This is a genomic window from Sporomusaceae bacterium ACPt, assembly GCA_041428575.1.
Taxonomy (GTDB): Bacteria; Bacillota; Negativicutes; order Sporomusales; family Sporomusaceae; genus Sporomusa_D; species Sporomusa_D carbonis.
This window is the reverse complement of sequence record CP155570.1, coordinates 3332462-3345131: the sequence shown is the minus strand read 5'-3', so window position 1 is coordinate 3345131 and position 12670 is coordinate 3332462. Positions and strand designations below refer to the sequence as shown.

Annotated in this window: 13 protein-coding genes, 1 pseudogene and 1 other annotated feature; of the genes and pseudogenes, 9 read left to right on the top strand and 5 right to left on the bottom strand. The window is 45.8% G+C overall.

Going from position 1 to position 12670, the window contains the following annotated elements:
• Positions 1–37: 37 nt before the first annotated feature.
• On the top strand, positions 38–1690 hold the full coding sequence (gene pgm / locus SCACP_RS17340; protein ID WP_425058741.1) for a phosphoglucomutase (alpha-D-glucose-1,6-bisphosphate-dependent): 1653 nt from the start codon (positions 38–40) through the stop codon (positions 1688–1690).
• Between the two features lie 89 nt (positions 1691–1779).
• On the opposite strand, the gene SCACP_RS17335 is transcribed toward pgm, so the two are convergent.
• From SCACP_RS17335 to SCACP_RS17325, 3 genes are all read right to left on the bottom strand, one after another.
• The gene (locus tag SCACP_RS17335; protein WP_425058740.1) at positions 1780–2364 is read right to left on the bottom strand and encodes a Uma2 family endonuclease; all 585 of its coding nucleotides are present in this window, start codon (positions 2362–2364) and stop codon (positions 1780–1782) included.
• 139 nt (positions 2365–2503) lie between these two features.
• Entirely contained in the window at positions 2504–2659 is a 156-nt protein-coding gene (locus SCACP_RS17330; RefSeq protein ID WP_425058739.1) for a hypothetical protein, read from the bottom strand.
• A gap of 42 nt (positions 2660–2701) precedes the next feature.
• Positions 2702–3133 (bottom strand): hypothetical protein, encoded by a 432-nt coding sequence (locus tag SCACP_RS17325; RefSeq protein ID WP_425058738.1) that lies wholly within the window; start codon positions 3131–3133, stop codon positions 2702–2704.
• A gap of 156 nt (positions 3134–3289) precedes the next feature.
• On the opposite strand from SCACP_RS17325, the gene SCACP_RS17320 reads away from it, so the two are divergent.
• The gene (locus tag SCACP_RS17320) at positions 3290–4036 is read left to right on the top strand and encodes a DUF3794 domain-containing protein (RefSeq protein ID WP_425058737.1); all 747 of its coding nucleotides are present in this window, start codon (positions 3290–3292) and stop codon (positions 4034–4036) included.
• A gap of 60 nt (positions 4037–4096) precedes the next feature.
• Here the strand turns inward: SCACP_RS17320 and SCACP_RS17315 are convergent, their stop codons facing one another.
• Positions 4097–4510 carry a cupin domain-containing protein gene (locus SCACP_RS17315; RefSeq protein WP_425058736.1) on the bottom strand — a complete coding sequence of 138 codons (414 nt, stop codon included), beginning with the start codon at positions 4508–4510 and terminating at the stop codon, positions 4097–4099.
• Positions 4511–4699: 189 nt separating this feature from the next.
• Between SCACP_RS17315 and SCACP_RS17310 the strand changes: the two genes are divergently transcribed.
• From SCACP_RS17310 to SCACP_RS17300, 3 genes are all read left to right on the top strand, one after another.
• Entirely contained in the window at positions 4700–5614 is a 915-nt protein-coding gene (locus SCACP_RS17310) for a DMT family transporter (protein ID WP_425058735.1), read from the top strand.
• A gap of 93 nt (positions 5615–5707) precedes the next feature.
• Positions 5708–6571 (top strand): pyridoxamine kinase, encoded by an 864-nt coding sequence (locus SCACP_RS17305; RefSeq protein ID WP_425058734.1) that lies wholly within the window; start codon positions 5708–5710, stop codon positions 6569–6571.
• Positions 6572–6901: 330 nt separating this feature from the next.
• The gene (locus tag SCACP_RS17300) at positions 6902–8134 is read left to right on the top strand and encodes an aminopeptidase (RefSeq protein WP_425058733.1); all 1233 of its coding nucleotides are present in this window, start codon (positions 6902–6904) and stop codon (positions 8132–8134) included.
• A 155-nt stretch (positions 8135–8289) separates the two neighbouring features.
• Here the strand turns inward: SCACP_RS17300 and SCACP_RS17295 are convergent.
• Positions 8290–8391: pseudogene (locus SCACP_RS17295) on the bottom strand (DEAD/DEAH box helicase); the annotation flags it as partial.
• A 188-nt stretch (positions 8392–8579) separates the two neighbouring features.
• Positions 8580–8801: a binding site (T-box leader), on the top strand.
• 65 nt (positions 8802–8866) lie between these two features.
• Here SCACP_RS17295 and SCACP_RS17290 point away from each other — a divergent pair.
• From SCACP_RS17290 to SCACP_RS17275, 4 genes are read left to right on the top strand one after another with little or no spacing between them, the layout of a single operon-like run.
• Positions 8867–9754 carry an isocitrate lyase/PEP mutase family protein gene (locus SCACP_RS17290; RefSeq protein ID WP_425058732.1) on the top strand — a complete coding sequence of 296 codons (888 nt, stop codon included), beginning with the start codon at positions 8867–8869 and terminating at the stop codon, positions 9752–9754.
• Positions 9751–10791: a DctP family TRAP transporter solute-binding subunit gene (locus tag SCACP_RS17285; RefSeq protein ID WP_425058731.1), complete on the top strand. Its 1041-nt coding sequence runs from the start codon at positions 9751–9753 to the stop codon at positions 10789–10791. Before SCACP_RS17290 ends, SCACP_RS17285 begins: the two co-directional genes overlap by 4 nt.
• Before the next feature lie 26 nt (positions 10792–10817).
• Positions 10818–11363 (top strand): TRAP transporter small permease subunit, encoded by a 546-nt coding sequence (locus SCACP_RS17280; protein ID WP_425058730.1) that lies wholly within the window; start codon positions 10818–10820, stop codon positions 11361–11363.
• A gap of 1 nt (position 11364) precedes the next feature.
• A complete protein-coding gene (locus tag SCACP_RS17275; RefSeq protein ID WP_425058729.1) occupies positions 11365–12639 on the top strand; it encodes a TRAP transporter large permease in 1275 nt (424 codons plus the stop codon).
• Positions 12640–12670 lie beyond the last annotated feature (31 nt).

Sequence of the window (12670 nt, the reverse complement as noted above, 5' to 3'; positions counted from 1 at the left end):
TTGAAAAGATTGCATAATATATTTTGGAGGTGTAGCAATGATTCATCCCTTAGCAGGTAAAAAAGCTCCCAAGTCCATTTTGGTCAACATTCCGCGGCTCATTAGTTCATATTATGTTAATCATCCTGATGTCAGCCAACCTGCCCAAAAGGTTGTATTCGGCACTTCCGGGCATCGCGGCAGCTCGCTTACATATAGCTTTAATGAAGATCATATTTATGCCATTACCCAGGCAATTTGCTGCTACCGGCGGGAGCATGCCATAAACGGCCCCTTATTTATCGGTTTTGATACCCATGCGCTGTCTGAACCGGCATTTATATCGGCAGTGGAAGTACTGGCAGCCAACGGTGTGGAAACTTTGATATCCAAGGATGGGAATTATACTCCCACTCCCGGTATATCACATGCCATCTTGACTTTTAACAAAGGCAAAACCAGGGGACTTGCCGATGGTATTGTCATTACTCCGTCACATAACCCGCCCGATAACGGCGGCATCAAGTACAATCCTCCCCATGGCGGGCCGGCCGACACGAATATTACTAAATGGATCGCTGACAAAGCCAATGCATTGTTGAAAAACGGCAATAAAGAGGTAAAGCGCATGCATTATGAAAAGGCGCTAAAGACTGATAATGTGCGCGAGTACGACTTTATTATGCCTTATGTTAATGACCTGAGGCACATTATCGATATGAAAGTAATCAAGTCTGCCGGCCTGAAACTCGGCGCCGACGCTCTTGGGGGCGCCGGTCTGGGTTATTGGACGCCGATAGCCGAAGTCTACAATATTGATATTGAGTTAATAAACGGTTATCCCGACCCGGCTTTCAGCTTTATGAATGTGGACAGCGACGGTAAAATTCGTATGGATTGCTCATCACCTTATGCCATGGCCGGGCTCATCGACCTGAAAGATAAGTATGACCTGGCTTTTGGTAATGATCCGGATTTTGACCGTCATGGGATTGTCACCCGGAGTGCCGGGTTGCTCAATCCCAACCACTATCTGGCGGTGGCCGTTGCTTATTTGTTCCAGGACCGCACCGGCTGGCGCAAGGATGCTGCAGTCGGGAAAACACTGGTCAGTTCGTCAATGATAGACCGGGTTGCCGGCCACCTTGGCAAAAAGCTTGCTGAGGTTCCTGTCGGCTTTAAGTGGTTTGTCGACGGTTTAATTGACGGCTCGTTAGGGTTTGGCGGCGAAGAAAGCGCAGGCGCATCCTTCCTCAAGAAAGACGGTACAGTCTGGACTACCGATAAAGACGGTATTATCCTTTGTCTGCTGGCTGCGGAAATTACGGCAAAAACCGGGCGTGATCCCGGACAACATTATCAAGATTTAACGGGAAAATTTGGTGCGCCTGTTTATGAGCGGCTTGATGCACCGGCCACCGCTGAACAGAAAGCTGTTCTGGCGAAGCTTTCGCCGGAACAAGTAACCGCAGACACCCTTGCCGGTGAAAAGATTACTGCCAAACTTACTAAGGCGCCAGGCAACAATACCGACATCGGCGGTTTAAAGGTGGCTACTGAGAATGGCTGGTTTGCGGCGCGGCCTTCCGGTACGGAAGAAGTATATAAGATATATGCCGAAAGCTTCAAAGGAGCAGCCCATCTTAAACAGATTCAGCAAGAAGCCAAACAGATTGTTAGCCATGCCTTTGCAGCGGCCGGCGTCAAGTAGAGGAACAGCCCTTTACCACTTTGGCCGAGTTGCCTTCTGATGAAAAGCCTGGAAGCGCCGGTAACAAAAAAATAAGGAGCAAAGCCATGTTAGCTCTGCTCCGGGAATATGTTTTTGAGGTCTATTTGTAGATCGGGAAAAATGATTGGTGAGATTGTATTTTCTTTGTCAAAGTAATCCGGTTGCAGGTAGGTGCCTGTCTTATGATCCAGATAGTATCGAGTGATGATTTGATGTGTAGGATCTACTATCCAGTATTCAGCTACCCTATATTTCTCGTATAGAGAACGCTTCTGTATCATATCACGGCTGGCCGTAGACCGGGATAAAACCTCTATAATCAGGTCTGGAGTGCCTTTACAGCCTTTATCTGTGATAAAGGCTGTATTGCAGACAACGGTTATATCCGGTTCCACTACTGTAGTGATATTATCCTCGGTTGCAAGAGGTTCAAAGATAACTCCGAAAGGCGATATAAACGGCTCACATACTTTGCCATTTAAGTGTGATTTGAATTGAAAAAATAAGTTGCCGACAATTCTTTGATGCTCGGTAGACGGTGGAGCCATCATATATGCGGTTCCGTTGATTATCTCCCAACGCTCATGCTCTGGCCAGGATAGATAATCAGCATAGGTATAAATCCTGTCATTTTTTATGGCTGTATTACCCATGATGCCAACTCCCTCAAACATCCTTTCTACCATTATATCAAATTATCAGTAAATGTAAAAAGGAGCAAAGCCGTTAAGCCCTGCTCTGTACAGTGATCTTACCTGGCATTTCAGCTAGGTTAGTGTTAAGCGCCTCAGTCTAGGATATTCGAATCCTATGGCGGCGGATGAAAAACTTTGCAATAAATCGTTCCAGATAACTTAACTTTTGGAATGTTTGCCAATTGTTTTCCAATGCCCGCATCTGGTCGGTACAGACCGGTGTCCAGGCCAGCGGGTGCGAGGCGAGCAACACTCAAGATGTAACTATCGTGCCCCGATTTAAGTTAAATCTTTCTTACTGAAACTTGCCGCCGATGGTAAAATAATATTTTCTGGTATCAGCATAATCTTTTTCGTAGATTCGCCGGAAAGCGGTAATTTTGCAATCACGGTTGACGAATTCAAATCCCATGTTAGCGTTCGTAAGAAAGGCATCATAGCGGTCTCCCTGTAATGTTACGTCTGAGAACAGGGATACTTTGGGAGACATCATATAGCCAAACTTATGGTAATAGCTAAAATTGAAGTTGGTATAGTCTTCCGAGATGTTCAGTGCCAGCCGGGATTGTCTGTTATTGATACTGTTGTCCAACTGGTACTGAATATATGTGTTCACCATGGTTGTCAATGTTGTTTCTTCGCAGAAGCCAACAGGGGCAATGGCGGAAAACAATGATAGAGATAGGATACAGAGTACGGTTTTATGATTAATCCTGACTGTTGACATCTGTTTTCTCCTCTGGCAAGTGTAAAGGTTTTTAGTTGATAATCGCCTGCACGTATATGCAAAAAAATATTCGTGATATGTAGCAAAAATCCTTTACGTTACGCAAAACCTCCCACCCGCATATATATGGTATAAGAGGCGAAAGGAGGGGAGTTAATGACAGATACATCACGGTGGGTAAAGACGAATAAATGTACGCTCGGGTACAGTGTTGGGCCTCAGTCAATGGTAGTGCAACAGGTGCTGGGGGCAAGGGAGACTCAGAAATCCATCGATATTCATGTAAGAGTGCCCCGTCACAAACCATCCATTGAACAAATCATTGATGTTATGGTTAAAAGACTGCGGATTACCAGTGTTGACGTAATTCCGGATAAAGTAGTTGTACGGGGAGAGTTTGAAGCAAAAGCCTTATATGTTGCGTGTTTGCCGCGGCAGCCGGTGCATGCCGTGGAAGTGTGGCCTGTCAGGTTTACCGCCTATGTGGATATCAGAGGCGCACGCCGGGGCATGGATGCCGATGCCAACGTTATGGTTGAGTTTATCGACTATGACGTTGATGAACACACCCGTGCCCATTGGTATAAACAGAAAGAGCAATGGTATGACCACCATGACCACTGCGATTGGGATGATGACTGGGATGATTGTGACGACGACTGCGATTGTGATTGCGGCTGGGATGATGACTGCGGACATAAACACAAACCGCATGGCAAACATAAATGGGAAGATGAATGTAAATCCCAATGTAAGCCTAAATGTAAACCGTATAAACACTACGGGCGATGCAGAGATTTTGATGTATCAGTAGTGTTAAGAATCACTGTAAAGGTTATGACTGACCGGGAAGTTATCATAAATTACGGGAATTACGGGCTTCCGGCAAAGCCGAAAGGATAATTGAAATTTAGGAAACCTTCGATAGCGCTAGCGTCTATCGAAGGTTTTGATTGTTGCCGGCTATTGTGATTTTTTCTCAGAAATGTAATAAAAATGAGCGTCCTGATTTCCAATATTAACCAATTCGTGTTGTATTGAAACTTCGCAAGAAATTGAATCTCCGTCTTCTAAAACATATTGTTCGTTTGGTCCGATGCATAAAGCGATTTTCCCTGCCGATACAACCAAATATTCTTTAAGCGGCGGTTGATGTGCGGGGACGGGGCCTGTGCTTCCGCCGGCCGGGATTACGCAATATTCAAATTCAATGAGACTAAACGGTAACAACGGGGAAAGTAAAAATCGTGCTCTTTGTAAATCTTTAATGGATTCTATATATAACCGCAGCGGCAGCGAAGTAATGCTTGTAAAGACTCTCAGGGGAGAGTAAAAACCGCCAGTGTTTACCGATGGGATGGACGGCAAAATGTGCACTTGGCAAAGACAGTATGTTTACGCTTTATAAAACAGTGTTGACACGACGAATTTGCATTATATAAAATGTGTGTAGAATCAGTTTAAGTGATACTCGTAACAAGAAAGGGTATAAGCAGCTGCCATGGCGGCGATTAGAGGGAATTTGGGCAGATAGAGGGTATACTAATATATAAAGGGGTTCTAAATATGAGTACATTAAAATCTAACATGCTGTTATTGCTGGCGGCTGCTATTTGGGGGTTTGCCTTTGTGGCGCAGCGGGTAGGGATGGAGCATGTCGGACCGTTTACGTTTAATGGAGTGAGATTTGCCCTGGGTAGTCTTTCATTAATACCCTTGATTCTTTACTCCGGAAGCAAACCTCAACAAACAAGCCACCGTCTAAAGGAAGTGTCATGGGCGGGGGTTTTGGCCGGGGCGGTACTTTTTTCGGCGGCATCCCTGCAGCAAATTGGATTAATCTATACCACGGCAGGAAAGGCCGCGTTTATTACATGTCTTTATATTGTGATTGTGCCCATTCTCGGGATATTTTTGAAGCAATATGTTAGCACCGGCACCTGGTTTGGCTGTGTGCTGGCCGTCGTGGGTTTATATCTCTTATGTGTGAAAGAGAGTTTCTTTATCGCGTATGGGGACTTACTGCAACTGGGCGGAGCCTTGTTTTGGTCTGTACATATTCTGCTGATTGATTATTTCGCCCAACGGGTAGATGCCCTGAAGTTGTCGTTATTCCAATTTATTACGTGTGCGGTACTTAGCCTGGGTACGGCCTTTTGGCTTGAAACAATAACTTTGGATGGCCTTACCGGGGCACTAATACCAATCTTATATGGAGGAATTTGCTCAGTCGGCATAGCTTACACCCTTCAGGTCATTGGCCAAAAATATTCTCCCCCGTCGCATGCCGCATTAATTCTTAGTATGGAAACAGTTTTCGCGGCTGTTGGCGGTTTTTTGATACTTGGTGAAATTTTAGGGCTGCAGGAAATTATCGGGTGTGTGCTCATGCTGACAGGTATGCTTTTAACTCAGTTGCAAAGTATACAATCTGCAGTTCAGGTTAAGGTTGGCGAGGAATTTAACGGAAAAGGCGGCTGATTTGATAGAATCCCGCTCACTTCCGGGTAAGGCGCGACAATTTTTTATCATATTCGCCAATTCCGGCGCAACTCCCACTGAAAGGAGAACCTGATGAAACAACAAGTGCCGCGCGTAGCGGCCGTTCATGATATTTCCTGTTTTGGACGTTGTTCTTTAACTGTAATTATGCCCATATTATCAAGTATGGGGATTCAAGTGTGCCCGCTGCCGACAGCAGTATTAAGCACGCATTTGGGCGGTTATAAAAATGTGGCGTTTTGCGATTTTACTGATCGTATGGCTGGTTTTTATCAACACTGGCAGCAGGAAGGTATAACATTTGACTGCATATATAGCGGTTTCCTGGCTTCTGAACAGCAAATTGACACCGTGTTACATTTCGTTGATGAATTTTCGGGTAACCACCCGCTCGTACTCGTTGATCCGGTAATGGGAGATGAGGGCAGACTATATTCGGTCTATACGTCGCAAATGCAGGAACAGATGAAAAAACTTGTCAGTAAAGCTGATATTATTACACCGAATTATACTGAGACCTGTTTTTTGTTAGGGGAGCAATATCAAGAGCAAGTTGCCGATTATGATGAATTGAAGACCTGGCTTATCCGTCTGTCTGATTTCGGTCCGGCCACTGTAATCATGACCGGGATCCCGTTAGTGAACCAGCAGATTATGAATATTGGTTATGAGCGTAGTAGCGGCTGTTTTTGGGAGGTTATCAATAAGCACATACCGGCAAGATATCCGGGAACAGGCGATATTTTTGCCAGCGTATTAGCCGGGGCATTGCTGCATAAGCACAAATTACCGGCAGCAATGAAACTGGCGGCAGATTTTGTATCATTGACGATTAAGACTACTTTTGCGGCCGGTACTCCCACCCGGGAGGGAGTTTTGTTGGAAAGCCACCTGCCTTGGCTGTGTCGGGAGTGGACTAATTGCCAAAATAATTAAGGGGAGATTAGGGAAAATGAATCAAAAACGTAAACTGAACCGGTGTCGGCATTGTAGTTGCCCTGCTTTTATCGCCTAAATTGCGTAAAAGTGTCAGCAGATAGTAGCCAACATGGTAAGTAGCAGCGCCTGGAGCTGACGGGCAATTAGCGGCCTAACCTACGGGAAGACAAGGGTTCAGGCCGTTAATTGTTTTGTTTGTCAGGCCGGCCGCAACTGCTGGCGGGAATCTTATAAAGAATATACATATAATAATTGAGTTGAACAGGAATTTACCGCATTATCCTGGAAAAAATATTTAGTAGTATTAATTATAGGAAAGGAGTCGCCATGAATAATGCCATGCTAGAAAAATATGCCCGTCTGGTAATTAAGACCGGCATAAATATTCAGAAGGACCAAATACTTGTTATAACCTCGCCGATTGAATGCGCGCCGTTTGCCCGGTTAATTGCGCAAATTGCTTACCAGGAAGGCGCCCGCGATGTAGTTATGAACTGGAAAGACGAACTTTTTTCGAAAATTAGGTATTTGCATGCGCCTAACCAGGTGTTTGACGAGTTTCCCGAATGGCAGAAAGATTTTTACCTGTCCTATGTGCGGGCCGGGGCGGCTTTTGTCAGTATTGCTGCTTCCGATCCCGAACTTTTGAAAGAAGTAGATCCTGATAAAGTCATGCGTGTCCAGAAAGCCGGTAATCATGCCCTAAAAGAGTATCGTGAAAGAATAATGAGCAATAAAAACGTCTGGTGCGTAGTGTCTGTCCCCACGCAAGCCTGGGCCCGGAAGGTATTTCCGGAGCTGCCGGGTGATGCCGCTGTCGAAAAACTGTGGGATGCGATCGGCAAAGCGGTAAGGGCTGATACTGCTGATCCGGTTGCAGCTTGGCAACAACATGCCAATGATCTGAAAAAAAGAACCGAATATTTGAATTCTAAGAAATTTAAGATGCTGCAATATAAAAATTCGTTGGGGACAGATTTACAAGTAGAACTTCCTGACGGACATATCTGGCTCGGGGGTGCTGAACATACTCCTGAAGGGCGGGAGTTTATTGCTAATATGCCAACCGAAGAGGTATTTACATTGCCGGCCAAAACAGGTGTGAACGGGACGGTAGTAAGTTCCAAGCCTTTAAATTACAATGGAACGCTGATTGAAAATTTCTCGTTGACGTTTAAAGATGGGAGAATTATTGAATCCAAAGCCGAAAAAGGTCATGACGTTCTGAGCAAGCTGATTGAAACCGATGACGGTTCTCATTACCTTGGCGAAGTAGCGCTTGTTCCGTACGATTCTCCGATATCAAACTCAAATATATTGTTTTATAATACGTTGTTTGATGAAAATGCCTCCTGCCATTTTGCGATCGGCAAGGCATATCCGGTATGCATTGCCGACGGCGATACCATGAGCAAAGAAGAGCTGGCAAAAACGGGAGTAAATGATTCTATCGTACATGTTGATTTTATGATTGGAACGCCTGACTTGGAAATAACAGGGGTTACGGCAGCCGGCGAAACATTGACGGTATTCGAAAAAGGCAATTTCAAATTTGATTAAAATGTAGAGCGCCTGAATTCCCGTCCTGCGGGGATTCAGGCGTTTTTTATCTGATTTTTGCTTGTTTAGGACGGGGGTTGCCTTTGGGAGGAAACCTCTTTTTAGCTTTCGACTTTGAATCGGTTTAGGCCCAGACAGGCCCCGGAGCGTTCTTTTATGTTTTCTAACAACGGGATACCGAACGCGGCCGTTTTCCCTGTACCGGTTTGGGCTTGGCCGACTAAGTCCTTTCCTGCCAGCAAAGTAGGAATGGTTTTTTATTGTTCTTTTATAGTATTATTGACAAAAGAACAATAAGCTGGCATAATGTATACAAGTTACAAATGTTCTTGAATTTATTCAGTAATTTTATAGAAAATGTAAACATGGTGACCTTGTTTTATAAACACTATCATTCATGCTATAAACTGACTTGATTATCTGTATTTGACATAACCTTATAGTGAAATAAGTAATGATTGGGTTAAAGTGACGGCGAAGTCGCTGCAGAGAGCCGGTGGCAGGTGAGAACCGGTGCAACCGCCGTTGACGTCTCTCACCCATGAACTCTTTTGTTGAACATCCATAGTGGTATATTAGGCAAAAGCGATTTCCGGGCGTTAACCGGACTGCATTCGGCAGATGAGTATAATGTAGGGTGGTACCGCGGAAGTAATTCGCCCCTATTGGCGCACAATGTTGCGTCGATAGGGGCTTTTATTTTTTTATTTTTATAGGGAAGGGGAATTGGATTTGACCGACAGAGCAATAAAACTGCGCCAGTTGTTAAAGGAACCGGAGATTTTAGTCTTACCAGGGGTATATGATGCTTTGACAGGGAAAATTGCTGAAACAGTTGGTTTTAAAGCAGTGGTTATGGGCGGCTATAGTATTGCCGCCAGTCGTCTGGCCCAGCCGGACGTGGGGTATCTGTCCATGACCGAAATGACCGAAGCCGTTAAAGTTATCCAGGACGCCGTGACACTCCCGGTTGTAGCCGATGGTGACACCGGTTACGGTAATGCGCTTAGTGTGCGCCGCACTGTCCGTGAATACGAAAAAGTTGGCGCCGCCGCCATTATCTTCGAGGACCAGGTTTGGCCCAAGCGCTGTGGCCATATGAGAGGCAAAGAAGTAATTGCGCCGGAAGAACATGAGCAGAAAATCCGGGCTGCCGTTGAGGCTAAAGTTAATGCGGAAACGCTCATTGTCGCCCGTACCGACGCGCGGAGTGTATTAGGACTGGATGCAGCCATTGAACGCGGTAAACGGTATTTGGCGGCAGGAGCCGAGGCCCTGTTTATCGAGGCGCCGCAGGATGAGCGGGAACTGGAGATCATTAGCAAAGCGTTTCCGGACACCATTCTTATTGCCAATATGATTGAAGGAGGCAGAACACCCTGCCTTACGGCGCGGCAGCTTGAGGAACTGGGTTTCAAAATTGTTTTTTGGCCTTGTACCGCGCTCTACTCAGTGGTACATTGTCTGACCAGTGTGTTTAAAGAATTAAGAGACACCGGAACTACTCAGGGGTATGGAGGGCGCATGCTGACCTTCAGCGAGTTTAACCGGTTTATCGGACTGGAACAGTTTCAGGAACTGGAACAAAAATATAAATATGATGGAGGGAAAAACAAATGAGACAAATAGGTATGATGCGTAAAGTAATTATTTTTCTAATGGCAGTATCGTTAGTTATTTTGGCTGGTTGTGGCAAGGTGCCTGAACAGAAGCAGGCGGCAGCTACCGGCTCTAGCGGCAAAATTGTGGCCAAACTGGCTCATAATCTGCCGGTTACTCATCATTTAGCCCGCGCGATGGAGGACTTCGCCAAAAAAGTAAATGAAAAATCCCAAGGTAATATTCAAATTAATATTTATCCGTCAGGCCAATTATTTAATGATAAAAGTATGAATGACGCCGTGATGACCGGGGGCGTAGAGATGGGGCTGAATTCGGCTGCCATGTGGTCTTCAGTCATACCCGCTATGGAAATATTTGATGTACCCTTCTTATTTCCCAGCTATGACCGTATTAAAAAAGCTATTGATAGCGGTGTAGGTGAGAAACTTTCCGGAGAGATGGAGAAAAAAGGGGCCAGGGTATTGATGTGGGCTGACTATGGGTTTGTGCAGTTTGCCAACAGTAAGCGGCCGCTAACCCAGCCAGAGGATTTTAAGGGACTGAAACTGCGGGGATATGGTGAACTTCCTTCAGAAACCATTAAGGCCTTGGGCGCCTCACCGGTAACTATGGGCGCCGGCGAGGTGTACATGGCTTTGCAGCGTGGCACTATTGACGGTCAGACTTCAGGTACAACAGCTATGTATGACCGCAAGATGTATGAGGTTTCCAAATATCTTACTGTTACTAATCATGCTTTTCCTGAATTTTTGGTAGCCATTAATCTCAAGTTCTGGAACAGCCTGACGGCCGATCAGAAAAAAATTATTCAGGAAGCCGCCGATGAAGTGCGGGATTCAATTCGCGCTCAAACCCAAAATGAGGACATAAAAACCTTGCAAGCCTTAAAAGAAAAAGGCATGGAAGTTTATGTCGTGCCGGAAAGCGATATTCCGGTTTGGCAAAAGGCCACCGAACCGGTACAAGCGATATTTGTTAAGCGGGCAGGTGCCGTGGGGCAAGAAGTGATTGATATCTGCAAAAGTGTAAAATAACAACGGTGCAGGTAGGAGGAAAGATTTTGGGGAAAATCATTAATTTACTTGACGGGATAATTCAGAAGCTGACAAGTCTGGCTACAGTATTGGCTGGAATGGGGATTCTGCTTACGGCTGTTATTGTCTGCTACGAGGTTATCATGCGCGGGCTTTTTAATGCGCCTACCGAATGGTCTATTGAAGTATCGGTGTATTTGATATTGGTAAGCGGTTTTTTAGGAATGGCCGTCACCTATGCCGACGATAAACATATACGGGTAGATATTCTAACATCAAGGCTATCTGCCCGGACCAATACCTGTCTCAATATCTTTGTGGGGTTAGTATCTTTAATATTCTGTGTGATTTTTTTGCGGGAAAGCTGGGATATGGCGCTAGTGTCATATCAACTGGACCGTACTTCGCCCAGTACATTGCGGGTGCCCTTGTTTATTCCGCAGCTTGCGCTCCCGGTCGGCTTTTTCCTGTTGCTGCTCCAGCTTATTCGCAAAATTATTATCGATGTTTACAGCCTAATCCCGGCTGGCTGGTTTACAGGGGACAGTGCAGCAAAAAGGAGGGAGGCATAGCATGCAGGAGTTCATGGCAATTTTGCTGCTGCTGCTGCTCTGCGGTGTGCCTGTTGCCTTTAGTTTGAGTATTGCCGGTTTAGCCGGTATGTACTTTTTTGCCGGCGGCGCCAGCGCTTTAACTCAAGTACCGATCATTGCCTATAAGACACTGGATGACTTTGTAATTACCGCCATACCTTTATATGTGCTTATGAGCCAAATTCTTTTAACAGGCAAAGTAGGTAGCGATTTATATGAAGTGGCCAGCAAGTGGCTTCGCCATTTACCGGGAGGGTTAGGAATAGCGACCATTCTCGCCTGTGCAATATTTGCCGCTATTTCCGGCTCCAGTGTGGCTACAGCAGTGACAATTGGGGCGGTGGCAATTCCCGAAATGTTGTCCCGCGGCTACGACAAGCAGCTTGTTCTGGGCGCAGTGGCTGCCGGCGGGACGTTAGGCATTCTCATTCCTCCCAGTATCCCGATGATTCTTTATGGTTCAATTACCGGAGAATCAGTGGGGGCGCTATTTATGTCCGGGGTGGTACCCGGTACTGTGCTTACTATTTTATTTATTGCTCTCGTTTTTTTGCGGGCTAAAAACATCATACCCGAGCCGGCCGCTCCGTGGTCAGAACGGTTGGCCGCTCTGCGGCACTCAATCTGGGGATTGCTGTTGCCCATTCTGGTTGTAGGTGGAATTTATACCGGTTTATTTACCCCGACTGAGGCGGCGGCTATAGGTACTATCTATAGCATCATTATTACCTTCTTTGTGTACCGGACGCTAACATGGCGCGACATGCCCGGCATTCTCAAGGACACTGTCAGGACGACAACCATGATTTTCGCCATCATGATCGGGGCTATGTTGTTCGGCTTTGTGATGACTGTTCTCCAGCTACCTCAGCAAATGACCGAATTTGTTACCGGGCTGGATACCGGCCGTTGGGTCATTTTTGTCGCCATCAACTTGCTGTTGCTGTTTTTGGGGTGTTTTCTGGAGACCGTGTCCATTGTTCTGATTACCCTGCCGATTCTTTATCCAATTATAATAAAACTAGGGTTTGACCCTGTCTGGTTTAACGTAGTTATGGTAATCAATATGGAGTTGGCGCTTATAACACCGCCGGTGGGGATGAACCTTTTTGTTATTCAGGGAATTAGTAACAACACGCGGATGGAGGAAATCGTCCGGGGAGTATATCCGTTCGGGCTTACAATGGCATTGTTTATTGTTGCCTTAGTACTCTTTCCGTCGCTTGCCACCTGGCTGCCCGAGTTTTTGAAATAGTGGAAAAGGTAACATGGCTGACCTAGTTATT

Bases quoted from the DNA above. Each gene is read 5' to 3' on its own strand.
- SCACP_RS17310 (WP_425058735.1), top strand. From the start codon at position 4,700: ATGAGTACATTAAAATCTAACATGCTGTTATTGCTGGCGGCTGCTATT.
- SCACP_RS17285 (WP_425058731.1), top strand. From the start codon at position 9,751: ATGAGACAAATAGGTATGATGCGTAAAGTAATTATTTTTCTAATGGCA.
- SCACP_RS17320 (WP_425058737.1), top strand. From the start codon at position 3,290: ATGACAGATACATCACGGTGGGTAAAGACGAATAAATGTACGCTCGGG.
- SCACP_RS17275 (WP_425058729.1), top strand. From the start codon at position 11,365: ATGCAGGAGTTCATGGCAATTTTGCTGCTGCTGCTGCTCTGCGGTGTG.
- SCACP_RS17335 (WP_425058740.1), bottom strand. From the start codon at position 2,364: ATGGGTAATACAGCCATAAAAAATGACAGGATTTATACCTATGCTGAT.
- SCACP_RS17305 (WP_425058734.1), top strand. From the start codon at position 5,708: ATGAAACAACAAGTGCCGCGCGTAGCGGCCGTTCATGATATTTCCTGT.
- SCACP_RS17300 (WP_425058733.1), top strand. From the start codon at position 6,902: ATGAATAATGCCATGCTAGAAAAATATGCCCGTCTGGTAATTAAGACC.
- SCACP_RS17325 (WP_425058738.1), bottom strand. From the start codon at position 3,133: ATGTCAACAGTCAGGATTAATCATAAAACCGTACTCTGTATCCTATCT.
- pgm (WP_425058741.1), top strand. From the start codon at position 38: ATGATTCATCCCTTAGCAGGTAAAAAAGCTCCCAAGTCCATTTTGGTC.